24 protein-coding genes and 1 pseudogene are annotated in these 26,707 nt (G+C 72.4%); 14 read left to right on the top strand and 11 right to left on the bottom strand.

All coding sequences use genetic code 11. The annotated features are described in order from the left end of the window. Positions 1–4 precede the first annotated feature (4 nt). Positions 5–937: a LysR family transcriptional regulator gene (locus LADH09A_RS16855; protein WP_238646203.1), complete on the top strand. Its 933-nt coding sequence runs from the start codon at positions 5–7 to the stop codon at positions 935–937. 51 nt (positions 938–988) lie between these two features. Here the strand turns inward: LADH09A_RS16855 and hrpA are convergent, their stop codons facing one another. Beyond that, positions 989–5,059: an ATP-dependent RNA helicase HrpA gene (gene hrpA / locus LADH09A_RS16850; protein WP_238646201.1), complete on the bottom strand. Its 4,071-nt coding sequence runs from the start codon at positions 5,057–5,059 to the stop codon at positions 989–991. 121 nt (positions 5,060–5,180) lie between these two features. Here hrpA and LADH09A_RS16845 point away from each other — a divergent pair, with 121 nt between their 5' ends. After that, positions 5,181–5,549 (top strand): cytidine deaminase family protein, encoded by a 369-nt coding sequence (locus LADH09A_RS16845; RefSeq protein WP_238646199.1) that lies wholly within the window; start codon positions 5,181–5,183, stop codon positions 5,547–5,549. Position 5,550: 1 nt separating this feature from the next. On the opposite strand, the gene LADH09A_RS16840 is transcribed toward LADH09A_RS16845, so the two are convergent. Next, complete coding sequence (locus tag LADH09A_RS16840) at positions 5,551–5,910, bottom strand: YciI family protein (RefSeq protein ID WP_238646197.1); 360 nt, start codon at positions 5,908–5,910, stop codon at positions 5,551–5,553. A gap of 141 nt (positions 5,911–6,051) precedes the next feature. On the opposite strand from LADH09A_RS16840, the gene LADH09A_RS16835 reads away from it, so the two are divergent. The 4 genes and pseudogenes from LADH09A_RS16835 to LADH09A_RS16820 all read left to right on the top strand — a co-directional run bounded on the left by LADH09A_RS16835 (position 6,052) and on the right by LADH09A_RS16820 (position 10,268). Continuing rightward, complete coding sequence (locus tag LADH09A_RS16835; protein ID WP_238646195.1) at positions 6,052–7,098, top strand: FecCD family ABC transporter permease; 1,047 nt, start codon at positions 6,052–6,054, stop codon at positions 7,096–7,098. After that, positions 7,095–8,321, top strand: a complete 1,227-nt coding sequence (locus LADH09A_RS16830; protein WP_238646193.1) for a FecCD family ABC transporter permease — start codon at positions 7,095–7,097, stop codon at positions 8,319–8,321. The genes LADH09A_RS16835 and LADH09A_RS16830 overlap by 4 nt, the downstream gene beginning before the upstream one ends. 19 nt (positions 8,322–8,340) lie before the next feature. Further along, positions 8,341–9,105 (top strand): annotated as a pseudogene (locus LADH09A_RS16825) (ABC transporter ATP-binding protein); the annotation flags it as partial. Positions 9,106–9,320: 215 nt separating this feature from the next. Beyond that, positions 9,321–10,268, top strand: coding sequence for an ABC transporter substrate-binding protein (locus tag LADH09A_RS16820; protein WP_238646192.1), 948 nt, complete (start codon positions 9,321–9,323; stop codon positions 10,266–10,268). A gap of 111 nt (positions 10,269–10,379) precedes the next feature. On the opposite strand, the gene LADH09A_RS16815 is transcribed toward LADH09A_RS16820, so the two are convergent. After that, the gene (locus LADH09A_RS16815; RefSeq protein WP_238646191.1) at positions 10,380–10,907 is read right to left on the bottom strand and encodes an endonuclease domain-containing protein; all 528 of its coding nucleotides are present in this window, start codon (positions 10,905–10,907) and stop codon (positions 10,380–10,382) included. 615 nt (positions 10,908–11,522) lie between these two features. Next, positions 11,523–12,167, bottom strand: a complete 645-nt coding sequence (locus LADH09A_RS16810) for a hypothetical protein (RefSeq protein ID WP_238646190.1) — start codon at positions 12,165–12,167, stop codon at positions 11,523–11,525. Between the two features lie 190 nt (positions 12,168–12,357). Here LADH09A_RS16810 and LADH09A_RS16805 point away from each other — a divergent pair, with 190 nt between their 5' ends. Next, a complete protein-coding gene (locus LADH09A_RS16805) occupies positions 12,358–13,497 on the top strand; it encodes an acyltransferase family protein (protein WP_238646189.1) in 1,140 nt (379 codons plus the stop codon). Here the strand turns inward: LADH09A_RS16805 and LADH09A_RS16800 are convergent. Together LADH09A_RS16800 and trmB are read right to left on the bottom strand one after the other, a co-directional pair. Next, positions 13,475–15,988: a DEAD/DEAH box helicase gene (locus LADH09A_RS16800; RefSeq protein WP_238646188.1), complete on the bottom strand. Its 2,514-nt coding sequence runs from the start codon at positions 15,986–15,988 to the stop codon at positions 13,475–13,477. The two genes, LADH09A_RS16805 and LADH09A_RS16800, sit on opposite strands and share 23 nt — an antisense overlap. Positions 15,989–16,091: 103 nt before the next feature. After that, positions 16,092–16,799 carry a tRNA (guanosine(46)-N7)-methyltransferase TrmB gene (gene trmB, locus LADH09A_RS16795; RefSeq protein WP_372492293.1) on the bottom strand — a complete coding sequence of 236 codons (708 nt, stop codon included), beginning with the start codon at positions 16,797–16,799 and terminating at the stop codon, positions 16,092–16,094. Between the two features lie 130 nt (positions 16,800–16,929). Between trmB and LADH09A_RS16790 the strand changes: the two genes are divergently transcribed. Together LADH09A_RS16790 and LADH09A_RS16785 are read left to right on the top strand one after the other, a co-directional pair. Then, the gene (locus tag LADH09A_RS16790) at positions 16,930–17,559 is read left to right on the top strand and encodes a hypothetical protein (RefSeq protein WP_238646253.1); all 630 of its coding nucleotides are present in this window, start codon (positions 16,930–16,932) and stop codon (positions 17,557–17,559) included. A 313-nt stretch (positions 17,560–17,872) separates the two neighbouring features. Beyond that, on the top strand, positions 17,873–18,547 hold the full coding sequence (locus LADH09A_RS16785; protein ID WP_238646186.1) for a class F sortase: 675 nt from the start codon (positions 17,873–17,875) through the stop codon (positions 18,545–18,547). 793 nt (positions 18,548–19,340) lie between these two features. Here LADH09A_RS16785 and LADH09A_RS16780 read toward each other — a convergent pair. The 3 genes from LADH09A_RS16780 to LADH09A_RS16770 all read right to left on the bottom strand — a co-directional run bounded on the left by LADH09A_RS16780 (position 19,341) and on the right by LADH09A_RS16770 (position 21,487). After that, positions 19,341–19,658 (bottom strand): antibiotic biosynthesis monooxygenase family protein, encoded by a 318-nt coding sequence (locus LADH09A_RS16780; protein WP_238646185.1) that lies wholly within the window; start codon positions 19,656–19,658, stop codon positions 19,341–19,343. Between the two features lie 73 nt (positions 19,659–19,731). Continuing rightward, positions 19,732–20,529 (bottom strand): exodeoxyribonuclease III, encoded by a 798-nt coding sequence (locus LADH09A_RS16775; RefSeq protein WP_238646184.1) that lies wholly within the window; start codon positions 20,527–20,529, stop codon positions 19,732–19,734. Between the two features lie 37 nt (positions 20,530–20,566). Further along, a complete protein-coding gene (locus LADH09A_RS16770; RefSeq protein ID WP_238646182.1) occupies positions 20,567–21,487 on the bottom strand; it encodes a proteasome assembly chaperone family protein in 921 nt (306 codons plus the stop codon). Positions 21,488–21,906: 419 nt separating this feature from the next. Here LADH09A_RS16770 and LADH09A_RS16765 point away from each other — a divergent pair, with 419 nt between their 5' ends. The 3 genes from LADH09A_RS16765 to LADH09A_RS16755 all read left to right on the top strand — a co-directional run bounded on the left by LADH09A_RS16765 (position 21,907) and on the right by LADH09A_RS16755 (position 23,825). Continuing rightward, the gene (locus tag LADH09A_RS16765) at positions 21,907–22,767 is read left to right on the top strand and encodes a peptidase M23 (protein ID WP_238646180.1); all 861 of its coding nucleotides are present in this window, start codon (positions 21,907–21,909) and stop codon (positions 22,765–22,767) included. A gap of 106 nt (positions 22,768–22,873) precedes the next feature. Beyond that, positions 22,874–23,020 carry a hypothetical protein gene (locus LADH09A_RS16760; protein WP_167362424.1) on the top strand — a complete coding sequence of 49 codons (147 nt, stop codon included), beginning with the start codon at positions 22,874–22,876 and terminating at the stop codon, positions 23,018–23,020. Positions 23,021–23,069: 49 nt separating this feature from the next. Next, on the top strand, positions 23,070–23,825 hold the full coding sequence (locus LADH09A_RS16755; protein ID WP_238646178.1) for an EcsC family protein: 756 nt from the start codon (positions 23,070–23,072) through the stop codon (positions 23,823–23,825). 34 nt (positions 23,826–23,859) lie between these two features. On the opposite strand, the gene LADH09A_RS16750 is transcribed toward LADH09A_RS16755, so the two are convergent. Continuing rightward, entirely contained in the window at positions 23,860–24,711 is an 852-nt protein-coding gene (locus LADH09A_RS16750; protein ID WP_088947283.1) for a GDSL-type esterase/lipase family protein, read from the bottom strand. 117 nt (positions 24,712–24,828) lie between these two features. Continuing rightward, complete coding sequence (locus LADH09A_RS16745; RefSeq protein WP_238646176.1) at positions 24,829–25,431, bottom strand: antibiotic biosynthesis monooxygenase; 603 nt, start codon at positions 25,429–25,431, stop codon at positions 24,829–24,831. 131 nt (positions 25,432–25,562) lie between these two features. Between LADH09A_RS16745 and LADH09A_RS16740 the strand changes: the two genes are divergently transcribed. Continuing rightward, positions 25,563–26,381 carry an NmrA family NAD(P)-binding protein gene (locus LADH09A_RS16740; protein WP_238646175.1) on the top strand — a complete coding sequence of 273 codons (819 nt, stop codon included), beginning with the start codon at positions 25,563–25,565 and terminating at the stop codon, positions 26,379–26,381. A 52-nt stretch (positions 26,382–26,433) separates the two neighbouring features. Next, positions 26,434–26,697, top strand: a complete 264-nt coding sequence (locus tag LADH09A_RS16735; RefSeq protein WP_238646173.1) for a DUF6343 family protein — start codon at positions 26,434–26,436, stop codon at positions 26,695–26,697. Positions 26,698–26,707: the final 10 nt, after the last annotated feature.

Genomic DNA, 26,707 nt, shown 5'->3' with positions numbered 1-26,707 from the left:
GTAGATGCAGCTCCATCAGCTCCGGTACTTCGTCGCGGTGGCCGAAGTACGACATTTCACCCAAGCCGCCGACATCGTGGGCATCACTCAGCCGTCTCTCAGTAAGCAAATTCACGCTCTGGAGGCCGACCTCGGAGCACCACTGTTCGAGCGGGTAAGGGGCAACATCGCCCTCACCGCGGCGGGGGAGGTGCTGTTGCCGTTGGCCACCCGGATCCTCGCCGACGTGGAGACCGCCACCCGGGAGGTGCAGGAGCTGGTCGGGCTGCGTCGGGGTCGGGTCCGGCTCGGGGCCACCCCGAGTCTGGCCACCTCGCTCGCCCCGCCGGTGCTGCGCCGGTTCCGTGACGCGCACCCCACCATCGACCTGCGCGTCGAGGAGGGCGGCTCGCAGGACCTGGTGCGCAACCTGCTCCGGGGCGACCTCGACCTGGCCCTGATCATCATGCCGGCACAGGGGGCCGACCCCGGGCTGCGGGTCGACCCGATCCTGCGGGAGAGCCTGGTGGTGGCCTCGGTGGGCGAGGTGCCCACCGCGTCGGCGACCGGTGAGCTGCGCATCACCGACCTGCGGGACCAGCCGATGGTCATGTTCCGGGAGGGCTACGACCTGCGGGACGCGACCATCCAGGCCTGCCGGGAGGCGGGCTTCGAACCGAGCTTCGCGGTGGACGGCGGCGAGATGGACGCCGTGCTCAGCTTTGTCGAGGCGGGGCTGGGCATCGCGCTGGTGCCGGGCATCGTGCTGGCCCGCCGCCCCGGCGTGCGGATCACCCCCCTCGCCCCGCCCGGGGTGCGACGCACCATCGCGGTGGCCCGCCGCCGCGACATCGTGCCCACCCACGCGGGTCGGGAGCTGCGGCGGATCCTGCTCGACTACATCCAGTCCGCTATCGACCGGGGTGAGCTGCCGCCCGGCGTGGAGCCCCTGACCTGACCCGGCCCGGCTGACCCGGGGAGCCAGCCGGGCCAGAGCGGACCGACCGGGTCAGCGGCCCTCGGCGTCGTCCATCGCCCGGTAGATCCGTTGCTCCGAGACGGGGTACGGGGTGCCCAGCGCCTGGGCGAAGACGTTCACCCGCAACTCCTCGATCATCCAGCGGATCTGTCGGACGGCGGTCTCCTGCCGACGGGCCGGCGGGAGAGCGGCGAGCAGGTCGGCGTACTCCTTCTGCACCGCCGCGATCCGGTCCTGCTGCTGGCGGTCCCGCTGCGGGTTGCCGCCGAGGCGCTCCAGCCGACGTTCGATGGCGGTGAGGTAACGCAGCAGGTCGGGCAGGCGCGCGTACCCGGTCTCGGTGACGAACCCGGCGTGCACCAGCCCGGCGAGCTGGCTGCGGATGTCGGCCAACGCCGCCACCACGGCGAGGTTGCGGGTGGCGCCGAGGCGCTGCTCCACGGCGTACGCGGCGGCGAGGACCTTGCGAACCCGGTCCATCACCTCGACCACGGTGTCGACCAGGTCGGCGCGGACCTTCTCGCGCAGGGCCGCGAACCCGTCGGCGTCCCACGCCGGCCCGCCCGCCGCGCCGATCAGCCGGTCGATGGCCGCGCCCGCCGCGTCCTCGATCAGCTCCTGCACGCCGCCGTGCGGGTTGCGGCTCAGCGCCAGCTTCGCCTCGTTGGTGAGCCGCCCCTGGAGGAACCGCGCCGGGGACGGCACGGTGAGCCGCAGCAGCCGGCGGGTGCCCGCCCAGTGCGACGCCTCCGCCTCGGCGGGGGAGTCGAACACCTTCACCCCGACCGTGGCGCCCTCGTCGACCAGCGCCGGGTACGCGGTCACCGCGTAGCCGGCGCGGACCTGCTCGATGCTGCGGGGCAGCGTGCCGATGCTCCACTCGCGCAGCCCGGTACGGGCCACCTCCGGTGCGGCGGCCGCCACGACCTGGCGTACCTCCTGGCGGAGCTGACGTTGCAGGGCCGGCAGGTCCTTGCCCTCGGCGACCGGCTTCTCGTCGGCGTCGAGCACCCGGAAGGTGACCCGCAGGTGGGCGGGGAGCTTGCCCGGCTCCCAGGCGTCGCGGGGGACGGTGACGCCGGTCATCCGGCGTAGCTGCCGGGTGAGCGCGTCCAGCAACGGTTCCTCGCCCGGGGTGATGGCCGCGAGGGCGGCGCGGGCGTAGTCCGGGACCGGGACGAAGTTGCGGCGCACCGCCTTGGGCAGCGTACGGATCAGCGCGATCACCGTCTCCTCGCGCAGCCCCGGCACCTGCCAGTCGAAGCTCTCCGCCGGCACCTGGTTGAGCAGGGGCAGCGGGATGTCGACGGTGACGCCGTCGGTCGGCGTGCCCGGCTCGAAGCGGTAGGTCAGCGGCAGAGTTACCCCCTGGGTCTGCCACTCGTCCGGGTAGTCGTCCTCGTCCACCCCCGGTCGCCCGTCGTTGACCAGCAGGTCACGGGTGAAGGTGAGCAGGTCGGGTTGCTCCCGGCGGGTCTTCTTCCACCAGCTGTCGAAGTGCCGTCCGGAGGACACGTCGGCCGGGATTCGCTGGTCGTAGAAGCCGAAGATGGTCTCGTCGTCGACCAGGATGTCCCGGCGGCGGGCGCGGCTCTCCAACTCCTCGATGTCGGCGAGCAGCCGCTTGTTGTCCGCCCAGAACTGGTGATGGGTCTGCCAGTCGCCCTCGACCAGGGCGTGCCGGATGAACAGCTCCCGGCTCAGCGCCGGGTCGATCCGCCCAAAGTTGACCTTGCGTGAGCTGACCAGTGGGACGCCGTACAGGGTGACCTTCTCGTAGGCCATCACCGCGGCCTGCTTCTTCTCCCAGTGCGGCTCGCTGTAGCTGCGCTTGACCAGGTGTTGCGCCAGCGGCTCGACCCACTCCGGCTCGACCCGGCCGGCGATGCGGCCCCACAGCCGGGAGGTCTCCACCAGCTCGGCGGCCATCACCCAGCGCGGCGGCTTCTTGAACAGCGCCGAGCCGGGGAAGAGCGCGAACTTCGCTCCCCGCGCACCCAGGTACTCGTGCTTCTGGGCGTCCTTGAGGCCGATGTGCGAGAGCAGGCCGGGCAGCAGCGACTGGTGCACCTTCGGGGTGTCGATCTCCTCCGGCAGGTCCGCGCCGCCACGGCGGCTCTCACCCCGGCCGGCGTCCGCGCCGTCGGCGGCGTCGCGCGCCGGTCGCCCACCGCGCCGGTCGCCCTCGGCCGGGGTACGCAGCACCTGACGCAGTTGGCTGACGATGTCCTGCCACTCGCGAATCCGCAGGTAGTTCAGGTACTCCGCCTTACACATCCGACGGAACGCGCTGGAGGACAACTCCCGCTGCTGCTCCCGCAGGTAACGCCACAGGTTGAGGTAGGCGACGAAGTCGGACTCCTTGTCGGCGAACCGGGCGTGCGCCTGGTCGGCCTGGGCCTGCTTCTCCGCCGGCCGCTCGCGCGGGTCCTGGATGGAGAGCGCGGCGGCGATCACCAGCACCTCGGTGGCGCAACCGTTGCGTTCGCCCTCGACCACCATCCGGGCCAGGCGCGGGTCGACCGGCAACTGGGCCAGGCGCCGGCCCAGCGCGGTGAGCCGCTTCGCCGGGTCCGCCTCGGTCGGGTCCAGAGCGCCCAGCTCGTGCAGCAGGTTGACGCCGTCGGTGATGTTGCGCTTGTCCGGTGGGTCGATGAACGGGAACGCGGCCAGGTCGCCGAGCCCGATCGCCGTCATCTGGAGGATGACCGACGCCAGGTTGGTGCGCAGGATCTCCGGGTCGGTGAACTCGGGGCGGGATCCGAAGTCCTGCTCGTCGTAGAGGCGGATGCAGATGCCGTCCGAGGTACGGCCGCAGCGGCCCTTGCGCTGGTTGGCCGACGCCTGGGAGACCGGCTCGATGGGCAGCCGCTGCACCTTGAGCCGGCTGGAGTAGCGGGAGATGCGGGCGGTGCCCGGGTCCACCACGTACTTGATGCCGGGCACGGTCAGCGAGGTCTCCGCGACGTTGGTGGCGAGCACCACCCGGCGCGAGCTGTGCGCGGCGAACACGCGGTGCTGCTCGGCGCTGGACAGCCGGGCGTACAGCGGCAGGATCTCGGTGCCGAGCAGCGAGCGTTTCTTCTGCACCAGCTTGCCCAGCGCGTCGGCGGTGTCGCGGATCTCCCGCTCCCCGCTGAGGAAGACCAGAATGTCGCCGGGACCCTCGGCGGCCAACTCCTCGACGGCGTCGCCGATCGCCTGGATCTGGTCGCGGACGTTCTCGCCGTCGTCGTCGCCGTCCTCCTCGCCCTCGGCGAGCTCGACGAGCGGCCGGTAGCGCACCTCCACCGGATAGGTACGCCCGGAGACCTCCACCACCGGCGCGGGCACGCCCTCCGGCTCGTCGGCCGTGGGCGGCCCGGCGAAGTGCCGGGCGAACCGGTCGGTCTCGATGGTCGCCGAGGTGATGATCACCTTGAGGTCGGGTCGGCGGGGCAGCAGCTCCCGCAGGTACCCGAGGATGAAGTCGATGTTGAGGCTGCGCTCGTGCGCCTCGTCGATGATCAACGTGTCGTACTGGCGCAGCATCCGGTCGGTCTGCAACTCGGCCAGCAGGATGCCGTCGGTCATCAGCTTCACCAGGCTGCGCTCGCTGACCTGGTCGGTGAAGCGCACCTTGTAGCCGACCACGTCACCCAGCTCGGTGCCCAGCTCGTCGGCGATCCGGTCGGCCACCGTGCGGGCGGCCAACCGTCGGGGCTGGGTGTGCCCGATCAGGCCGTGCACCCCGCGCCCCAACTCCAGGCAGATCTTGGGGATCTGGGTGGTCTTGCCGGAGCCGGTCTCGCCCGCCACGATCACCACCTGGTGATCACGGATGGCGGTGGCGATGTCGTCCTTGCGATCGCTGACCGGCAGCCCCGCCGGGTACGTGATCACGGGCACCGCCGCTTGGCGGTTGGCGAGCCGCTGCTCGGCCCGGACCAGGTCGGCGGTGATCTCGGCCAGCGCCGCCTCCCGACGCTGCGGGTCACGCAGCTTGCGGGCACCGTCCAGCCGCCGCTGGAGCCGGCGCTGGTCGCGGAACATCAGAGGAGTCAGGCGGCGGTGCAGCTCGCGAACCGGGTCGGTCGCGACGGAGGCGGTTGGATTCTGCATGTCGTGCCCAAGGATAGGCAGCCCGGCGGCGTACCGCCCCTGGGTTACCGCGCGGCCGGTCCGTGGACGCCCGCGACCGGCACCTAGAGTGGGCGCTCGACGTCGAGCGCTGGGGGCCGAGATGGAGCTGCGGGACACCGACCGTGCGTTGGTGCAGGCCGCCACCGCCGTCGCCAAGCTGCGCTGCCGCAGCCGGCACCACACCGTCGCGTCGGCCGCCCGGACCGCCGACGGGCGGGTCTTCACGGGCGTTAACGTCCAGCACTCCACCGGAGGGGCCTGCGCCGAACTGGTGGCGATCGGCACGGCCGCCACACAGGGCGTCACCGAGTTGGAGACGATCGTCACGGTCGCCGACCGGGGCCGCGAGGTCAGCGAGCCGTGCGGCGACTGCCGGCAGGTGCTGGCCGACTGTTTTCCGGCGCTGCGCGTCATCACCGGGGAGCTGGACGCGCTGCGCGTGGTCGAGATCGGTGCGTTGACCGGCTGACTCAGTCGCCCGCCGCCGCCTCCAGCATCGACCGGGGGAGCGGCACGCCCTCGAACCGCACGTTGCCTTCGGGCACCATCCAGCTCATCACCCGCACGGTCAGGCGTCCGGCCCGCACGGCCGGGTCGTTGGCGTAGAGGTCACGCGCCTCGTCCGGGGCGATGGAGAGCACGACGAAGCCCCGCAGCTGGTCGTCGTCGGCGTCCAGGAACGGCCCGGTCGCGAGCACCAGCCCCTGCTCCACCAGCCCCGCCTGGTGGGCCAGGTGCGCGTCCTGCAACCGGTCGATCGCGTCCTGCGGCAACTCTGGCGGGTGTGACGGTCGGGCCAGGAGGACGACCGTGTGCTGGTCGAATCGCATGAGCCCACCCTAGGTGCGCCGCCCCCTTCGCGCGGGCGTCTGCCCTGCTCAGGCGCGCGCGGATCGACAAGCGCCAGTTAGGTGGCCCCCACCTGAGCGGCTAAGGTAAGGCGTACCTAAGCATGAACGTGCAGGAGACTCGTGACCACCCTCGCCACCCGGCCGACCCAGGCCCGCAACCGGTCCGGCACCCGCACCGGCCGCCGGGTGGCCGTCACCGTCGGGTCCGCGCTGGTGCTGCTGCTCGCCGTGTTGGCCAGCTTCGCGCTCGGCAGCCGGCAACTCGGCATCGACCAGGTCTGGCACGCTCTCGTCGCACCGGACGGCGGCGACGCCAGCACGATCGTCCGTGAGCTGCGGATGCCGCGCACCGCGCTCGGCCTCACCGTCGGGCTCGCCCTCGCGGTGGCTGGCGTGTTGTTCCAGGCGCTCACCCGCAACCCCCTCGCCGAGCCCCGCATCCTCGGCATCAGCGCCGGCGCGTCGTTCGGTGTGGTGCTCGCCATCTCCGTCTTCGGCATCAGCACGCTCGCCGGGTACGTCTGGTTCGGCATCGCCGGGGCGCTGATCGCCGGGCTGCTGGTCTTCGCCATCGCCACCCGGGCCCGCGAGGGCGCCAGCCCGGTCACCCTCGCGCTGGTCGGCGCGGCGCTCGACGCCAGCCTGGCCTCCGGGGTGTACGCGCTGCTCAGCATCGACGCCCGCACCTTCGAGGAGTACCGGTTCTGGGTGGTCGGTGGCCTGGGCGGCCGCGATCTCTCGGTCGCCGCGCAGGTGCTGCCCTTCGTCCTCGCCGGTCTGGTGCTGGCCGCCCTGGTGGCTCGAGGCCTGGACGCGTTGGCCCTCGGCGACGACGTGGCCCGCGGTCTCGGCCACCGGATCGGCCTGGTCCGCCTCGGCGGTGGGCTCGCCGCCGTGCTGCTGACCGGGGCCGCGGTGGCGGCCGCCGGACCGGTCGCCTTCGTCGGGTTGGCCGTGCCGCACCTGGCCCGCGCCCTGGTCGGCGCGGACCACCGCTGGACCCTCGCCGTCTCCGCCCTGCTCGGGCCCGCGCTGCTGCTCGGCGCCGACATCGTGGGCCGGGTCGTCGCCCCGCCCGGCGAGATACCGGCCGGGATCGTCACCGCGCTGATCGGAGCGCCACTGCTGGCCGTCCTGGTCCGCCGCGCCCGGGTGGTGACCGCGTGACCACCACCCAGCGCCCCTCGGGCCCCACCGACCCACCTGGCTCTGCCGGCTCGGCTGGCTCTGCTGGCTCGGCCGGCTCGGCTGGCTCGGCGGGTTCTGCTGGTCCCGTTGGTTCTGTCGGCCTGGCTGGCCCGGCTCGCTCCGCTGGATCGCTGGCCGTCGGGGCCGCCGGCTCGCCTGGTGGCGGCTCTGCCCGGCTGCCCGGGCGGTCGCTGCTGCGGGTCGGCGCGGTCAGCCTGGTCGTCCGCCGCCGCGCGGTGCTGGTCGCCGCCGTGCTGACCGTGTTGCTCCTGCTGGCGGTCGTGCTCAGCCTCTCGCTGGGCACCCCCTACGTCGCCCCCGCCGACGTGCTGCGCGCCCTCTCCGGCGCCGGCACCCCGTACGACCTCGTGGTCTTTGATCTTCGGTTGCCGCGGGTCGTGCTGGCGGCGGTGGCCGGCGCGGCCTTCGGCATCGCCGGCACCCTGATCCAGAGCGTGGCCCGCAACCCACTCGCCAGCCCGGACGTCATCGGCATCACCCAGGGCGCCGGCCTCGCCGCGACGGTGGCCCTGACCAGCGGCATGGCCGCGGTGCTGGTGGCACCCACCGCGCTGGTGGGCGGGCTGCTGGCGGCGGTGTTGCTGTTCGCCCTCGGCGCCCGGCACGGGCTGGCCGCGCAGCGGTTCGTGCTCGCCGGGGTGGCGGTCGCCTTCGGCTTCCGGGCGCTCACCGAGGTGGTCATGCTCACCGCCGACCCGATCGACGGCCTCCGCGCGCAGATCTGGCTGATCGGCACCCTGGCCGGCAAGGGCTGGACCGAGGCGGCCTGGATCGCCGGGACCCTGCTGGTGCTCCTGCCGGTGCTGGCCTGGGCCGGCTGGGCGCTGAACAGCACCGCCCTGGACGACGACACCGCCCGGGGCGTCGGGCTGCGCCCGGTGGCCCGCCGGATCGGCCTGGCCGGCACCGGCGTGCTCGTCGCCGCGATGGTCACCGCCCAGGTCGGCGCCGTCGACTTCGTCGCGCTGGTCGCGCCTCAGGTGGCCCGTCGACTGGTACGCGCCGAACGGCCACCGCTGGTCTGCGCCGCGCTGCTCGGCGCGTTGCTGCTGGTGCTGGCCGACCTGGCCGGCCGACGGCTGCTCGCACCCACCCAACTGCCCGCCGGCGTGCTGACCGCCGCGATCGGTGGCCCGTACCTGATCTTCCTGCTGCTGCGCGGACGGCGGCGGTCCTCGTGACGCCTCAAGGAGTCGTGTGATGCTCTCCACCCGCGACCTGGTCGCCGGCTACGACGAGCGGACCGTGCTCGACGGGCTCGACCTGGACCTGCCCGCCGACGCGTTCACCGTGATCGTCGGCCCGAACGCGTGCGGCAAGTCCACCCTGCTGCGCACCATGGCCCGACTGCTCACCCCACGCCGGGGCACGGTGCTGCTGGACGGCACCGCGATCCGCGAGCTGCCGACCCGCGAGGTGGCCCGCCGCCTCGGCGTCCTGCCGCAGAGCCCGCTGGTGCCCGAGGGCGTCACCGTGGCCGACCTGGTCGGGCGCGGCCGGCAGCCCTACCAGCGTTGGTGGCGGCAGTGGTCGTCGGAGGACGGCGCGGCCGTCGACCAGGCCATGGCCCTGGCCGACGTGACCGACCTGGCCGACCGACCGGTGGACAGCCTCTCCGGCGGTCAGCGGCAACGGGTGTGGATCGCCATGACGCTCGCCCAGGACACCGACGCCCTGCTGCTGGACGAGCCGACCACCTTCCTCGACCTGGCCCACCAGGTGGAGGTGCTGGACCTCCTGCACCGGCTGCGCGTCGAGCGGGGCCGCACCGTGGTCGCCGTGCTGCACGACCTGAACCAGGCCGCCCGCTACGCCGACCACCTGGTCGCGATGCGCGCCGGTGCCGTGGTGGCCGCCGGGCCGCCCCGGGAGATCCTCACCGCCGACCTGGTCCGCGACGTCTTCGGGCTGGCCTGCGTGGTCGTGCCCTGCCCGGTGACCGGCGCGCCGCTGGTGGTGCCCGCCTACACGGGCGGCAACTCCGCCGGGGCCGCGTCCTTGTCTGTGGGCGGCCTGGGCGGTTCCGCCGGGTCCGAGTCCGTTGGCGGCGCGGGCGGTTCCGTCGGGTCCGCTGTCACGGGAGACCCTGATTCGTCGACGGCGTCCGTACCGGGCGCCCGACCCACCACCGGCGACGCGGCCACCCCGCTCGCCGGCTCGCACCCTTCGAAAGGACTCTGATGCGTCGTCTCGTCGCCGCTCTCGCCGCGGCCGTCGCCCTCGGCGTCGGACTCACCGCCTGCGGTGAGAGCGACCCGGTCGCCGGCTCCACCACCGGGGAGACCCGGGAGATCACCCACGCCATGGGCACCACCAAGGTCCCGGCCGAGCCCAAGCGCGTCGTCGTGCTCGACACCGACAAGATCGACACCGCGCTCTCGCTGGGCGTCACGCCCGTCGGCGCCGCCACGGCCGGCGAAGCCAAGAGCTGGCCCACCTACTTCGGCGCGGACAAGCTCGCCGGCATCAAGGAGGTCGGGGTGCTCGCCGAGCCCGACCTGGAGGCGATCAACGCGCTCAAGCCGGACCTCATCCTCGGCAGCAAGTTCCGCCAGGAGAAGTTCTACGACGAGCTGGCCGCCATCGCGCCGACCGTGTTCACCGACAAGGTGGGCATCACCTGGAAGGACAACTTCCTCCTGGACGGCAAGGCGCTCGGCCGCGAGCAGCAGGCCAAGGATCTGCTCGGGGCGTACGAGAAGCGGGCCAAGGACTTCGGTGCGACCCTCGGCGACGCCGCCACCCGCAAGGTGTCGATCGTGCGGTTCCTGCCCGGCAACATCCGGGTGTACGGCCCGGACTCGTTCTCCGGCATCGTCATCGGCGACACCGGTCTGGGCCGCCCCGAGCGGCAGTTGCTCGCCAACAAGGAGGACAAGCGCTTCGACCTGGTCAGCCCCGAGCGGGTCAACGAGGTCGACGGTGATGTCATCTTCGTGACCGCGTACGGCGACAAGGCTGCCGCCGAGCAGACCAAGGTCGCCGGCGGGACCCTCTGGAAGGGCCTCAACGCCGTCAAGGCCGGCAAGGCGTACCCCGTCTCCGACGAGGTCTGGATGACGGGCATCGGCGTCGGTGCCGCCAACAAGATCCTCGACGACCTGACCAAGTACCTCCCCGCCGCATAACAACCCGCGGGCGCGAGCGCCTTACGGGCACGCGCGCGCATGATCGCGCTGGATCCAGGAAGTAGTGGCATCCCTTTGCGGGGAGGCCACTACTTCCATGTTCGAGCGCGATCATCGTGGCCGGACGGAGCGGGAGCGCGCCCGCAGCGCGGCCCTGACCTCGGCGAGGAATCCGTCGAAGTCGTCCCGGAGGCGCCTGGCGGTCACGTGCAGCACGATCCAGTCCCCGCCGAGCAGCTTGTTGAGCCGCCGGCGGTCCCGATGAAACTGCTCAGGATCGTCGTGCCAGAGCCCGTCATACTCCACCGCCACCTTGAACTCTGGCCAAGCCAGGTCGAGTCGGGCCACGAACCGGCCCTGGTCGGCTACGACCCACTGCGTCTGAGGGCGGGGCAGGCCGGCGAGCACCAGCCGCACCCGCGTGCGTGACTCCTGGGGTGACTCCGCGCCGCCGTCGGCGAGATCAACCGCACGCAGCAGGGACCGCCAGCCGCGTCGACCAGCCCGGCTCAGGGCGTACTCCCGTAGGGCCGGCACGTCGGTGAGCCGTCTCGCCAGCATGCCATCGAGGACGACCACCGCCTCGATCACATCGAGCCACCGGGCGAGATCCCAGCAGGTGCGCGCCGGACTGGTCACCCTCAGCCCTGCCCTGTCCACCGCGTCGCCGGGATCGAACTCCGCGTGGTGAATTCGGAGCCCGGCGGCCGGCCCGATCCGAGTTGCTCGGGGAACCAGCACGTCCACCGGCTCGTTCGCAGCGGGTGCCGGGCAGCCGTACAGGGCCGCAGCGGAGCGCCCCGCGATGGCCGCTTCTGATGGGATCAGCCAACGCCCGACGGCGGCGCACCTGACCTGGTGCGTGACTCGGACCCTGGCATCGGCATAGACGTCCCGGAACAGTGGTCGCCACGCGGAGCTGCGCAGGTCGTTTCGGCTCAGCAAACCGCGCGAGACGGCGATCGAGCCGCGGAAGACCCGATTACGCAGCTGTGGCGGACGTCGAGGAGCTTTCGGCATGGGCTCCAGGCTGGCCGATCAGCCTCGCGCCACGCTGCCCCTGTGGATAACCACCGACCAGGCTTCGGTGGTCGTGCACGCCGTTGTCCCCATGATCGCGCTCGAACATGGATGTAGTGGCCTCCCGAGAGGGCGAGGCCACTACATCCTGGATCGAGCGTGATCTTGCGAAGACGGGTGAGCGGGGGCGGCACGCGGACGGTGGGAGTGGGGTGGGGTGGGGTGGGGTGGGGGTTAGGCGGCGGTGGACCAGATGGCGCGGAAGGCGGCGGCTTCGCCGGACAGCCATCGTTCGATCTGGTCGGGCTTGGCGTCGTTGGGCATGCGGTGGGCCTGGCCACGACGGATGTCGACCAGGATCGGCTCGGCGTGCGGGAGCACCGCGTCCATGTGTCGGGCCATCAGGTGCAGGGTGGCGAGCACCGATTCCTCGCTCGGTGGGGTCTCGTCGAAGTGCAGGCGGACGGCTTCGGCGCGGCCGTCGGAGTGGCGTACGCCGAAGTGGGGGTTGATCTTGACGGGCAGGTCACCCAGCATCGCCAGGGCGTCGCGGGTCTGGGCGAGGTCGACGGCTGCCGGCTCGCCGAGGGAGTGCAGCCAGGCCGTGGCGCCGGGAACGAGCGCCTGGTAGAGCGGGCGCCATCGTGGCTTCACCACGTCGACCACCCCGGTCAGGTGCGTGCCACCGGTGTGGAAGGCGATGTCGGCCTTGAGCGCCTTGACGAACTGGCCGTGCGGGTTGAAGCCGGACCTGCTGGCGCGCTGCTTGCGCAGCCCGCCCACGAAGGTCGCCTTGGTGGGGCCGGTGCGGTCGACGTAGCGGGTGAAACCGAGCAGTGTGGCGTAGGGGGTGAGGGGCGTGGAGGCGGTCGCGGTCACGGGCGTCCTCCCAGGTCAGGATCTTGATTAGTACATACATTCTAATCGACGGGTCTGACATTGCCCAGTGACGTTGAGGGCGCGGACCGGCGTTCTGCGGCGCGGTGCAGCGGTCGCCAAAAGATGTCGCTGCTCTCAGGTCGCGTTCGCAATTGAGAATTTTGTCCCAGTTGTGGCGTTAGTGTGCGTTGTGACCATTATCTGGGCCCCCAGGGTGCTCGATCTCCGGCGAGGTGCGGCGGCGCGGACCGTCCGACCCGGCGACTCGGCGTCGGACCGGGACGGATACCTGGATCTGCTGCGGACGCTGGCACTGGTCCGGGTCGTGCTCTACCACGTCACCGGCTGGATCTGGCTGAGCCTGCTGGTCCCGGCCATGGGTCTGATGTTCGGCATCGCCGGTTCGTTGATGGCGGCGTCGCTGGACCGGAACGGCCCGCAGGCGGTGGTCCGGCGGCTACGCCGGCTGCTGCTGCCGTTCTGGGCGTTCGGCGCGATCACCCTGATCGTGCTGTCCGCCGGGTGGCGGCCGCTGCCCAGCGGCGTGTCCGGCTGGGGCGAACTGCTCTGGTGGGTCCTGCCCCTGCGGGTGCCTCCGGTAGGCGGGCCGTCCTGGGCCTGGGCGTTCCAGATCGGGCTCTGGTACGTCGTCACCTATCTGTGGCTGGTGCTGCTCTCGCCGGTCCTGCTGTGGGTGTTCCGCCGCTGGCCATGGCCCAGCATCGTGGTCGCGACCGCCCTGCCCGTCGGGATGCACCTCGCCCGGGTGCACGCCGGCTACTTCGTCGCCGCCTACCTGTCCTGCTGGTTGCTGGGTTTCGCCCGCCACGACCGACTGCTGCACCGCGTCCCGTGGCCCGGGTACGCCTGCCTGGTCGCCGGCCTGGCCGGAGTCGGCGGGACGTGGGTCGTGGGCGCCATCGTGACGGGCCGGGCCGTCGACCTCAACCACATCGCGGGTGGCACCACGCTCTGGTCGATGGCCCTCGTCGCCGTGCTGTTGAGGATCCGGCCCCGGCTCGTCGGCGCTCCGTCCCTGCGCCGCGCCCTTCAGCTGGTCAACGCGCGGGCGGTCACCATCTACCTCTGGCACATCCCGGCCAGCCTCGGGATGTTCCTGCTGCTCGCCCCGCTGCTCCCGTTCAACTCGGCCGCCTCGATCGCGCTGCGGCTGACCGGGGTGTGCCTACTGACCGCCGGTGCGGTGCTGCTGTTCGGCTGGGTCGAGGACGTGGCCGCCCGGCGTACCCCGGCGCTCCTGCGCCCCGGGTCGGTCGGCCCCCGACGGTCCGTCGGGGGCAGACACCTCAGAGCTGGCCGACGTCCGTGATCCGGACGACCGCGGCGCCGACCTCGTCGGAGGCCACCAGGTCGATCTCGGCGCTGATGCCCCAGTCGTGGTCGCCGTTGGGGTCGTCGAAGCTCTGGCGGACGGTCCACCGTTCCCGCCCCTGCTCGATCATGAGCAGCGCTGGCCCTCGGGCGTCCGGCCCGACGCCGATCGAGTCGTACTCCTCGAAGTACGGCGCGAGCGCCTCGGCCCACGCGTCGTAGTCCCAGCCGTCCTCGGCGTCCAACTCGGCCAGCAGGTCCCAGCGGCGCAGGGCGGCCAGCTCGACGCGGCGGAACAGCGCGTTGCGCACCAGTACCCGGAACGCCCGCGCGTTGCGGGTCACCGCCGGCGGCCGGTCGGTCAGCGCGGCGTGCGCCAGGGCCACCTCGGCAACGTCGGACGGGTTGCGCAGCCGCTCCCACTCGTCGATCAGGCTGGAGTCGACCTGGCGGACCAGCTCGCCCAACCACTCGATGAGGTCGATCAGCTCCTCGGTCTTGGCGTCCTCGGGCACGGTCTGGCGCAACGTCTTGTACGCGTCGGCCAGGTAGCGCAGGACCAGCCCCTCCGAGCGGGTCAGCCCGTAGAACTGCACGTACTCGGTGAAGGTCATGGCCCGCTCGTACATGTCGCGGACGACAGCCTTGGGGGAGAGCTGGTGGTCGGCGACCCAGGGGTGCCCCTGCCGGTACATCTCGTACGCGGCCTCCAGCAGCTCGGCGAGGGGCTTCGGGTAGGTCACCTCGTCGAGCAGTTCGAGGCGGGCCTCGTACTCGATGCCCTCGGCCTTCATCGCGGCGACCGCCTCGCCGCGCGCCTTGAACTGCTGCGCGGACAGGATCTGCCGGGGGTCGTCGAGGATCGACTCGACCACGCTCAGCACGTCGAGCGCGTACGACGGGGACTCGGCGTCGAGCAGCTCGATCGTGGCCAGGGCCAGGGGCGAGAGCGGCTGGTTGAGTGCGAAGTCCAGCTGGAGGTCGACGGTGAGCCGGATCCGCCGGCCGGTCTCGTCCGGCTCGGGCAGCTCCTCGACAACCCCACCGGCGCGCAGCGCCCGGTAGATGGCGATGGCCCGGCGGATGTGCCGGCGCTGGGCGGTTGGCTCCTCGTGGTTGTCGGTGAGCAGGTGCCGCATCGCGGTGAACGCGTCCCCGGGTCGACCGATGACGTTGAGCAGCATCGAGTGACTGACCTGGAAGCTGGAGGTCAGCGGCTCCGGCTCCGCGTCGACCAGCCGGTCGAAGGTGGGCTGGCCCCAGCCGATCGAGCCCTCCGGTGGCTTCTTGCGGACCACCTTGCGCCGCTTCTTCGGGTCGTCGCCGGCCTTGGCGAGGGCCTTCTCGTTGTCGATGACGTGCTCGGGGGCCTGCACCACGACCCGACCAATGGTGTCGTAGCCGGCCCGACCGGCCCGCCCGGCGATCTGGTGGAACTCCCGGTTCTTGAGCAGCCGGGTACGGACCCCGTCGTACTTGGACAGGCCGGTGAACAGCACGGTGCGGATCGGCACGTTGATGCCGACACCGAGGGTGTCGGTGCCGCAGATGACCTTGAGGAGACCGGCCTGGGCGAGAGTTTCCACCAGTCGGCGGTACTTGGGCAACATGCCGGCGTGGTGCACGCCGATGCCGTGCCGGACCAGCCGGGAGAGCGTCTTGCCGAAGCCGGCGGTGAACCGGAAACCGCCGATCGCCTCGGCGATCATGTCCTTCTCGGCGCGGGTGCAGACGTTGACGCTGGTCAGCGCCTGGGCGCGTTCCAGCGCGGCGGCCTGGGTGAAGTGCACCACGTACACCGGGGCCTGCTTGGTCTCCAGCAGTTCCTCAAGCGTCTCGTGCAGCGGCGTCATGGCGTACGAGAAGATGAGCGGGACCGGCCGTTCCGCCGAGCGCACGACGGCGGTCGGCCGCCCGGTACGCCGGGTCAGGTCGTCGACGAACCGGGTGGTGTCCCCCAGGGTGGCGGACATCAGGATGAACTGGGCCTGCGGCAGCTCGATGATCGGCACCTGCCACGCCCAACCCCGGTCGGGCTCGGCGTAGAAGTGGAACTCGTCCATGACCACCTGGCCGACGTCGGCCTTCACACCCTCGCGCAGCGCCAGGTTCGCCAGGATCTCCGCCGTGCAGCAGATGATCGGGGCGTCGGCGTTGACGCTGGCGTCGCCGGTGAGCATGCCGACGTTCTCGGCACCGAAGACCTCGCAGAGCGCGAAGAACTTCTCCGACACCAGCGCCTTGATCGGCGCGGTGTAGAAGGTCGTCCGGCTGTCGGAGAGCGCCGCGAAGTGCGCGGCGATGGCCACCAGGCTCTTGCCCGAGCCGGTCGGGGTGTTCATGATCAGGTTGGCGCCGGAGACGATCTCGATGACCGCCTCCTCCTGATGGGGGTAGAGGTCGAGGCCGCGCTCCTTCGCCCAACCGGCGAACGCGTCGAAGAGGGTGTCGGGGTCGGCGCTTCTCGGAAGCGCGGCGGTGAGCGTCATAGCCTGTCCATGGTGCCTGGATCATGCCCCGCTACGCCAACCCGGTGTCCGCCGGACCCCCGTCCGGGGAGGCGGGTCCGGGCCGCCGGTCCGGCCCGGCGCGTCACCGTCGGCGGTAGATCAGGTCGGCGACCGGCCGGCCGGCCGTGATCGCCCGCCGCTCGAACTTCGTCACCGGCCGGTGCGCCGGACGCGGCGCGAAGCCGCCGTACGCGTCCACCAGCCCCGGGTCGGCCTCCAGGGTCTCCCGCATCGACTCGGCGTACTCGGCCCAGTCCGTCGCACAGTGCAGCGTGCCGCCGGGCCGCAGCCGGGACCGCAGCAGCGCCACGTGCGCCGGCTGGATGATGCGCCGCTTGTGGTGGCGGGTCTTCGGCCACGGGTCGGGAAAGAAGACGTGCACGGCGTCCAGCGCGCCCTCGGGCAAGCCGTTGACCAGGGACAACGCGTCGCCCTGCGCCACCCGTACGTTGCGCAGGCCGCCGCGCTCCACCAGGTTGAGCAGGTTGGCGATTCCCGGCGTGTGCACCTCGACCGCCAGATAATCTCGATCCGGGTCGGCAGCAGCCATCGCGGCGGTGCTGTCGCCCATGCCAGAGCCGATCTCCAGCACCACCGGCGCCCGGCGACCGAACAGGTCGGCCAGGTCGACGGGCACGACCGGTCCGTCCGGCACATCCAGGCCGTACGCGGGCCAGAGCCGGCCCAGCGCATCGTTCTGCCGGTCGCTCATCCGACCCCGACGGGGATGGAACGTGCGGATCGTCCGGCTCTCGGGCGGGACGGCGGGGTCATGGTCGGTGGCGGTCACAGCGACCCGAGCGTACGCGAAGCCGTCGACGGATCGGGTGTGATGTGCGACCGGAAATGAGAGGATCCAACTGGTACGGCAGGTCGGGTGCTCCGCTGCCCGACACGGCCGCACGGCGTCGAGAGGGGGCATCGTGACAGTGACCCGTGGCGGCGTGACCCTGTCGGTGCTGGCCGTGCTCGTCGGCCCCCTGCTGGCCGCCGCTCCCGCGCTCGCCGCTCCCGTGCCTGGCGGCTCGGTGCTCGCCGCTCCTGCGCTTGTCGGCTCGGTGCTCGCCGCTCCGGCGCCGCAGCCCGAAGGTCCGCCGGGCGGCGCGTCTCAGCCATCGCCGGTGGACATCTTCGTCGAGGTGAGCCCCAGCACGGTGCAGCCCGGCTACCTGGTCGGCATCCGCGCCAGTTGCCGGGACAACTCGGTGGGCGCCACCGTCGTCTCCGACGCCTTCGGCGCGGTTGGCGTGCAGCCGCAGCGCGGAGTGCTCACCGCCGCGCCGATGGTGCGCGAGCGCACGCGCCCCGGCAACTACCGGGTCAAGTTGGAGTGCCGCGACGGCGACACCGCCTCGACCATGCTCCAGGTGGTCAAGAAGGTCCCGTCCCAGCCCAGTCGCGGTCCGGCCACCGGCTTCGGTGGGGGCACCGGCGGGATGACCGGCAAGCTGCTGCTACCCGGCGGCGCGGCGCTGACCATCACCGGGCTGATCCTCGCCGTGACGGCGCTGCGCCGGCCGCGTTCGGCCCACGGCGCTACGCGGCGCTGAGCCCGCCATGGCGATCTTCCGTCCCCCGTCGCCGCCGGCCGGTCCCCGCCAGCCCGGCGGCTCCGGCTCACGCCCGTCTCCCGGTGGGCGTCCGTCTCCCGGCTCGCGTCCGTCTCCCGGTGCAGGGTCGTCTTCCGGTGGGCGTGCGTCTTCGGGTGCTGGTGCGTCCTCGGGTGCCCAGCCCTCTCCCGGTGCTCGCCGTTCGCGGGACGATCGCTGGCCGGAGGACGACCGCTTACCGCTGGACGACCCCTGGCCGGAGGACGACCGCCTACCGCGCGACGACCGTCCGCTGGTCGTCCACCGCCCGGCGGTGGCTGCTCGCCCGCCGACCGCCGTCGCGCCTCGGCGTAGCCGTCCTCCCGGTCGTAGCGGTCGTAGCCCCTGGTCGGTGCCGCTGGCCGTGGTGCTGGTGCTGGCCGGGGTCTTCGCCACCGGGGCAGGGCTGGGCCGCTCGGTCGGCCCGTTCGACTTCGCCCCGGCCGGCGGTGACCAACCGGCCCGCAGCGAGACGGTCGGGTTGTCCGCCAGCCGACCGGTGCGCCTCACGGTCCCGGCGATCAAGGTGGCCGCGCCGGTGGCGCCCGTCGGGCAGGCACGGGACGGCTCGATCGCCGTACCGCCGCTCGAACGGCACGACGAGACCGGCTGGTACGACCGTGGGCCCACGCCCGGCGAGTCCGGCCCGGCGGTGATCGTCGGGCACGTGGACACCAAGACCGGACCGTCGGTCTTCTACGACCTGGGCAAGCTGCACCCCGGCGACCTGATCGAGGTGGCCCGGGCGGACGAGTCGGTGGTGGTGTTCCGGGTCGACACCGTCGAGCACTTCCCGAAGGACCAACTGCCCGCCGAACGGATCTACGGTCACGACGGGCCGCCCGGCCTGCGGTTGATCACCTGCGGCGGGCAGTTCATCGGCGGCCGCACCGGTTACGCCGACAACGTCATCGCCTTCGCCACCCTGCAGTCCTCCCGCAAGTCCTGACCTGCGGCCGCCCAGGCCCGCTCGCTCGGCCGCCAGCTCGCTCGGCCGCCCGCTTGCTCGGCCGGCGGGCCGCTTGCCCAACCGCCCGCCCGCTCGGCCGCCCGCTCGGCCGCCCGCTCGGCGGGCCCTGCTGCTTGATCGACTCGGGATCATTGAAAACGGGGTATCAATCCGACCCGGACAGCCCGGTTTTGGTGAAACCGAGTGGATCAATAGCTGGCACCCGCAGGTCGACCCGGTTTCAGCTCGCTACCAACGCAAGATCGACTCGGTTTTCACGATGTCGGTGTATCGCGCCGGGCCGAATACCCCGGTTTCGCTGATCCCGAGTCGATCAACCGGCGGTGCCCGCAGGTCCGTGGATCGGGGGAGCCGGCAGACTGCCGACCTGCGGAGCCGGCAGGCTGCCGATCTGCCGATCTGCCGATCTGCCGATCTGCCGATCTGCCGATCTGCCGATCTGCCGACCTGCCGACCTGCGGACCTGCCGACCTGCGGAGCCGGCAGACCGCCGATCTGCCGACCTGCCGACCTGCGATCTGCCGACCTGCGATCTGCCGACCTGCCGACCTGCGGGGCCGGCAGACTGCCGACCTGCCGGCCTGTCGACCTGCGGGGCCGGCGGTTCTGCCGATCGGGAAGCCGGCGGGCCCGCCGGCCTGCGGGGCCGGCAGGCCGCCGATCGATGCGCCCCGCAGGTCTTTCCAGCTCAGCGCAGGAGATCCAGGAGGTCACGGGTGAGGATTCCGGCCACTGGCCGCGGCGGGGATCCCCGCCGCTGAGGGCACGCCTCCTAGGACTTCGGGACGTCCAGGGCCACCTCGAACTCCAGCAGGCTGGCGCCGGTGGCGACCGGGGGGCGTGGCTTCTCGCCGGGCGCGGCGGCGTGGGCGGCGCGGGAGGGGCCGGCGGCCCAGGCCTGGTAGGCCTCCTCGGTCTCCCACCGGGTGTACACGAAGTAGCGGGTCTCGCCCGCGACCGGCCGGAGCAGCTCGAAGCCGAGGAAACCGGGGGAGTTCTCCACGGTGCCGGCCCGCGCGGCGAACCGCTTCTCCAACTCCGCGCCGCCGCCGGGTGGGACCTCGATTGCGTTGATCTTCACGACTGCCATCTGCCCACCCTAGCCACCGCCCACCGCACCAAAAGCCGGCCACCACCCACGGCACCAGGACGAGGACGTGAGATCAGAACGCCTCGACCACCGGGACCAGGTCCGCGTCGACCACGATCGGTGCGTGGTCGGAGGGGCCCTTGCCCTTGCGGGCCTCCCGGTCCACGTACGCCGAGCGGACCGCTCGTGTGAACGGTGCGGACGCGTACACCAGGTCGATTCTCATGCCCTTGTTCTGGTGGAACATCCCGGCCCGGTAGTCCCAGTAGGTGAAGGGGTGTGGCCCCTTCATCGGGGTGGGCACGACGTCGCTCAGGCCCAGGTCGCGCAGCGCGGCGAGGGCCGCCCGCTCGGCCGGGGTGACGTGCGTGGAGTGGGTGAAGACCGCCGGGTCCCAGACGTCGGCGTCGGTCGGGGCGACGTTGAAGTCGCCGCAGACCGCCAGCGGGAGTCCACCGGCCAGCTCCGCGGCCAGCGCGTCGCGCAGTGCCGCGAACCAGGCCAGTTTGTACGCGTAGTGCGGGTCGTCCGGCGTCCGGCCGTTGGGCACGTACACCGACCAGACCCGCACTCCGTCGCACGTGGCGGAGATGGCCCGGGCCTCCGGGTCGGGAAAGCCGGGCTCACCGGCGAACCCGACCCGGACGTCGTCGAGCCCGACCCGGGACAGGATGGCGACCCCGTTCCACCGTCCGTCGCTGTGGCTGGCCACGGTGTAGCCGAGTTCGCCCACCTCGGGCGCCGGGAAGGCGCCGTCCGGGCACTTGGTCTCCTGCAGGCAGACGACGTCGGGGGCGGTGTCGGCCAGCCACTCCAGAAGTCGGGGCAGGCGGGCCTTCACCGAGTTGACGTTCCAGGTCGCCAGGCGCATACCCCCAGCCTGCCGTATCCGCCCCCGCGACGCCCGGTCAGCTACCCGGGGTGTCGCCGGGACGGGTCTGTTCGGCCAGGAACCGCTCCAGTTCCGCGCCGAGTTCGTCGGCCGTGGGCAGCGGTCCGGCGTCCGGGGCGAGCAGGCTCTTCTCGCCCCGGCCCCGGGCGAACGCGTCGTACTGCTCCTCCAGGGCCTGGACCAGGGCGGCGGCGTCGTCGGTCTGGGCGACCTGCCGGTCGATCTCCACGCGGACCACCTCGGCGGCCGAGCGCAGCCCGTCACCGGGCAGCAGCAGGCCGGTGCTGCGCGACACCGAGGTGAGCAGCACCTCGGCGGCGGCCGGGTACTCGGTCTGCGCCACGTAGTGCGGCACGTGGGCGGCGAAGCCCAGCGCGTCACGGCCCTGCTCACCGAGCCGGAACTCCAGCAGGTGACCGACGCTGCCGGGCACCTGGACGCGTTGCAGCCAGGGCTCGTAGCCGCCGATCAGCTCGGGGCGGGTGGCGTGCGCGGTCACGCCGGTCGGCCGGGTGTGCGGCACCGCCATCGGGATCGAGTTGAGCCCCACGGTGAGCCGGACGTCCAACCGGGCGGCGAGGCCGGCGACGGCGGCCACGAAGCGTTCCCACTGCAGGTCCGGCTCGGGGCCGGTGAGCAGCAGGAACGGCGTCTCGTCGTCGTCGTGCAGCAGGTGCAGCTCCAGCTTGGGAGTGTCGACGCTCTCCCAGTGGTCCTCGACGAAGGTCATCACCGGTCGTCGGGACCGGTAGTCGAAGAGCTGGTCGACGTCGAAGGTGGCGATCGGCCGACCCTCCAGCGAGGTGAGCAGCTGCTCGCGCGCCAGCCGGCTGGCGTTGCCGGCGTCCACGAACCCGGTGAGGGCCTGGATCAGGACCGGTTGCCCGAGGTCGGGCAGATCGTCGGTGAGCTGGTAGAGCTCGTGTGGGTCGAGCACCGGTGCGGACCTCCCTGGAATGTGCCTGCTGGGTGCCGACGCGACGGAGGGCACCCGTTCGGGCAACGTACCCGCCATCCTGATGCATTCCTGTTCCGGGCGATCCGCCGCCCGGAGGGTGGGTGTGATCGGACCAATCATCTCTTTACGCCGCGAGGCGAGTCCGGCTGACCGATCGGATGAGTCCGGTTCGGCCCAAAGGCCGAGTTTGTCGATCATGTCGTGCCGGGCGGTCGGATGTCCCGGCCTGTCCGGGACCGAGCGCGCCTGCGTGCGCCGCCCGGTTGATCCGGTACGCGAGGTCCGTTCCCCGGGCGGGTCGAGCCGCCCGGGTCGTCCACCAGTACGGGCCGAATGTGTGGGGAGCGCCACGTGATCACCGTGCGTGATCAGGGTTTCTCCCTGCCTAGCCTCGGTTGATGCGTGACGACGGCACCCTCGACGACCCGTATGCCCCGAGCACACCTACTGCCGATACGGAGGATGGCACCTCAACCGAACGGACAACCGCCGCGAGTCGGCTTCGGGCGTACGCCCGGGACCTGACCGGTCGACGCCGGGCGCAGGTGGCGCTGGCGACGGGCGTGGTCTGCTGCCTCGGCCTGGCCGCCGTCGCACAGGTCCGCGACGAGTCCGCCGGAGCGGCGACGCGGGAGGGTGCGATCTCCAACTCCGAGTTGGCGCAGCGCGCCGAGCAGCAGCGTGCCTCCCGTGGCCTCGACCGGACCGCTGCCCCGAGCACCTCCGCCGCTGTGCCGTCCGCCGCGGCGACCCCGGCCGACCCGGACACCAGCGCGCCGGCCCGGAAGGCCGCCCCGGCTCGCCCGACCGACCCGGCGCCCGTCGCCGGGCTGGACGAGGACCAGATGGAGAACGCGGAGGCGATCGTCCGTGCCGGCCGCACGATGGGGGTGCCCCGGCGCGGCCTGGTGATCGCGGTGGCCACCGCCATGCAGGAGAGCAACCTCTACAACGTGGCCAGCGGCGTGCTGCCCGAGTCGCAGGACTACCCGCACCAGGGCGTCGGCTGGGACCACGACTCGGTCGGGTTGTTCCAGCAGCGTTCCAGCAGCGGTTGGGGCCCGGTGGGTCGACTGATGGACCCCGAGTTCGCCACCCGGCAGTTCCTCGCCGCGCTCACCCAGGTGCCCGGCTGGCAGCGGATGCGGCTCACCGACGCCGCCCAGGCGGTGCAGGTCTCCGCGTACCCCGAGCACTACCAGCAGCACGAGTGGCGGGCCACCCGGGTCGTCGACGCCATCGTGCCGGCGGGGCGGTAACCTACCGCCCACTGTGGACGGTGAGGGTTGAGGCTGTCGCATCCCGGGTACATGTGTTGCGGGTTAGGGGTACACATGACAGAGGGACCATCGACAGGAGGACGCCATGTCACTGATGCAGCGAATCACCACGTTCCTGCGATCGCCGAAGGGGCAGCAGCTGGTGGAGCGAGGCCGTCGGGAGATGGCCAAGCCGGGAAACCAGCAGAAGCTCAAGGGGCTGGCGGCCCGGTTCTCCAACCGCCGCCGCTGACCGCTCCATCGGCCGCCCTGTCCGCCTTTCCCACCCCTCGGGAGACCCGGTGACCGACAGCCCACCCGTCGGCGGCCAACCTGCCGCCCCTACCCCCCAGCCGTCCGTCGGCCTGCCGGCAGGGCCGGTGGACGCCCCCGAGGGTCCGCCGGCCCGTCTCTGGGACCGGATGCGCGACGATCCGCAGTACGCCCCGGAGCACCTGGCCCTCGAGGCGGTGCGCCGGCTCGGGCCGGAGGCCGCGCAATGGGCCGGTCGGGCCCGGGCCGAACAACCCGGGGTGTCGGCCGACGTCCTGGCCGACCAGGCGGCCCGCAAGTTCGTCAACCTGGCCCGCCTCTCGGGCGCGGTCTCCGGAGCGGCCGGGCTGCCCGGGGCCGTGATCGACGTGGGTGTGCTGGCCTGGACCCAGGCGCGGATGGTGCTGCACATCGCCGCCGCGTACGACGTCGACCCGTTGCACGGCGACCGGGCCACCGACCTCCTGGTGCTCCAGCGGGTGCACAAGGTCGCCGAGACCGCCCGGCTGGCCCTCGGCGTGGCCGCCGGCCGGGAACGCGCCGACGCGCTCTTCGGCTCCGGCGGCCGGCGCCCGCTCGGTCGGGTCATGTTGCAACTCGGCGTACGGCTGGCCCAGATGGCCGGCGTCCGGGCCGCCAAGCGGATGGTCGCCAAGATCATTCCCGGTGCGGCCATCGTGCTCGGCACCTGGGCCAACTCGTCGGCCACGAAGGACCTCGCGCAGCGATCCCGGACCTTGTACCGCTCCCGCGGCGTGGCCGTCCCGGAGCCCCGCCACCACTGACGGCCGGCCAGCCGGGTCGGTTGGCCGGCCGGGGTCAGTTGGCCAGGCCGGAGGAGCGCCAGGTGACCTCGGCGAGCCGGCCCTGGCCGGTGGCGTTGGGGTGGAACCAGTCCAGCGGGTTGAGCAGGTCCAATGTGAACCGGACCTTGTGCACCGCGCCGCCGTCGTGCCGGCAGCGGGAGCCGTACGCCCGGCAGGCCGCCACCAACTCGGTGTTGTACGCGTTGATCCGGTCCCGGACGGCCGCCCGGCGCGCCCGGTCGGCGGGCGCGGTCGAGGTCGCCTCGGCCAGCAGGGACGGGCAGATGCCCCGCCGCCACGCGCGCACGGCCCGGGCGTCGTCGTGCCCGACCTCCCAGAGCCGGTACAGGTCGGGGATGCTGACCACCAGCACCCGGGCCTTCGGCCGGCCGGTCCGCAGCACCCGCAGGCCCCGGTCGACGTCGGCCCGGAACTGCGCCACCGGCGTCATCGCGTCCACTCCGCCCCGGCAGACGTCGTTGGCGCCGATCAGCACGGTGACGTAGTCGGCGCGGTCGCGTACCGCTGCCTGGGCCTGGCCCTCCAGCGCGTCCGCTCGGGCGCCGGGACGGGCATGGTTGTACGTCCGGTCGCGGATCGCCGAGTTCTGCTCCAGCAGCCGCCGGTAGTGGCTCTCCACCCGCAGGCCGTCCCCGGTCGACCAGGAGTTGCGCTCGCAGGAGGTGAGCACCAGGCAGGAGGCGAAGCCGGTGGTGATCGAGTCGCCGAGCGCGGCGATGCCGCCCGGCCCGCTCGACGGCGGCGCGCTCTTGGTCGGGCGGGGTGTCGCGGAGGTGCCGCCTTCGCAGGCCAGCGCCACCAGCGCCGCGAGACAGGCCAGGGCGGTGACCCCCCGTCGAGGCATGACATCCCCTCCCACAGCACAGAGCGACAGCGCGGTAACTCTATGCGTAGGACGTGGTTTGCCGGGGAGGTGCTGTCGGGTATGCGGCAGAGCGCCGACGCGGGGGCCGGCGGGGTGCTATGAGGCCCGCCAGGGTGCCGGCTGGCCGTGCAGCCACCAGTGCAGCGCCCGGGTGATCCGGGGCAGCACGAGATAGGTCATCAGCGGGGTCAGGCACAGCGTCATCAGCAGCACCCGCGCCGCCAGCGGCACGGCGTCGAGGAAGCGGCTGGTCAGCAGGGTGGCGCTGAGGCTCAGCGGAAAGAACGCCAGCCAGATCGTCACCGCCTGCTTCCACCTCGGCGGCGACGTCGGCCCGACCGGCTCGGCCGGCCCCACCGGGTCCACCGAGTGCTCCAGCGGAGGGTCGAACCAGCCCTCGATCCCGGTACGCCGCTCGACCCGGGTGTGCTCGACGATGCCCTGCGCCGAGCTGAGCCACCAGTGCCGCTGCGGCGACTCCTCCCAGCGGCGCAGCGTCTCGGCGTCGGCGAAGCGGTAGAGCATGTGCCACTCCGGCGAACCGGGACCGCTCTGCACCCAGCCGGCGCCGAGGAACCCGGGGAACGCCTCGGCCAGCGCGGTGCCGGCCCGCATCCAGGCCACCATCTCGCTGGACCGGGCCGGGTCGACACGGCGGGCGATGGCGACGGTCACCGGCACGGCGAGGGTCAATGACATGCGTCCATCCTGCGGTCGGCGGGGGCTACGACGCGAACGGATGTAATCGAGCACACCGGTGGCACCCCGGTGCCCCCGGCGGCGCGGGCCGTCGGCCGGACGCTGTCGGGGGTCGGTGCTCTACTCGGAGCATGGACGACAGCGCGATCCTCGTGCTCGGCGCGACGGGCACCACCGGGCGACGGGTGGCCGACCGACTGCGGGCGCTGGGCGTCCGGGTCCGCGCTGCCTCCCGCGGCGGCCCGGTGCGTTTCGACTGGTCGGTCGAGTCGACCTGGGCGCCCGCCCTGGCCGGCGCGTCCCGGGTCTACCTGATGGCACCGGACGGCCAGCCGGTCGAGCCGGCCCTCGTACGACTGGCCCTCGACCAGGGGGTGCGGCACGTGGTGCTGCTCTCCAGCCGGGCGATCGAGGCGATGGGCGACGAGCGCCTGCTGGCCGCCGAACGGACGGTGCGGGAGGCCGGCACCGACTGGACGATCCTGCGGGCGGACTGGTTCGACCAGAACTTCGACGAGGGCGTCTTCCGGGAGTCGGTGCTGGCCGGTGCGGTCAGCGTGCCGGTCGGTGCGGCGCGCCAGGCGTTCGTCGACGCGGACGACATCGCCGCCGTCGCGGTGGCGGCCCTCACCGAGCCCGGGCACGCCGGCCAGGTCTACGAGGTCACCGGGCCGCGGGCGATCACCTTCGCCGAGGCGGCCGACGTCATCAGCCGGGAGGCGGGTCGACCGGTGCGTCACCTCGGCGCGGCCGACGACTACCGGGCCGCGCTGGGTCCGCTGGGCGTGCCCACCGAGGAGATCGAGCAACAGATCGCGGCCTTCACGGCCCTGCGCGACCTCGGCCACGCGGAGCCCACCGACACCGTCCGCCGGCTGACCGGTCGAGACCCGCGCGACTTCTCGGCGTACGCCGCCGAGGCGGCGTCGCGCGGCGCCTGGCGCGACTGACCGAGGTGTCCGAGGCAGGTTAACGCCGACGATCGGGGGTAGGTCCCTGGGCATGACGAGATCGCAGCCCCGGCGCGCCCGTGGCACGGTCGGCCACGCGAACAGCGCGCTGAACCTCCGTCTCACCCTCGCCAGTTTCGGGCTGGTGATCATGGTGCTGTTCGCGGTGCTGGCGTTCTGGGCCGGCATCGCCTGGCTCGGCGTGATCTGTGCGATCTTCGCCGTGGTCGCCGTGGTCGACCTGGTCGTGATCCAGCGCCGCCGCGCCGCCCGCCGCCGCGAGGAGCCGGGCGTACGACACTCGTTGTTCGAGTGACAGGAGGACG

It is taken from the genome of Micromonospora cabrerizensis, from assembly GCF_022230955.1.
GTDB lineage: Bacteria > Actinomycetota > Actinomycetes > Mycobacteriales > Micromonosporaceae > Micromonospora > Micromonospora cabrerizensis.
The sequence above is the reverse complement of the archived record's forward strand: the minus strand, read 5'-3'. Positions and strand labels throughout refer to the sequence as shown.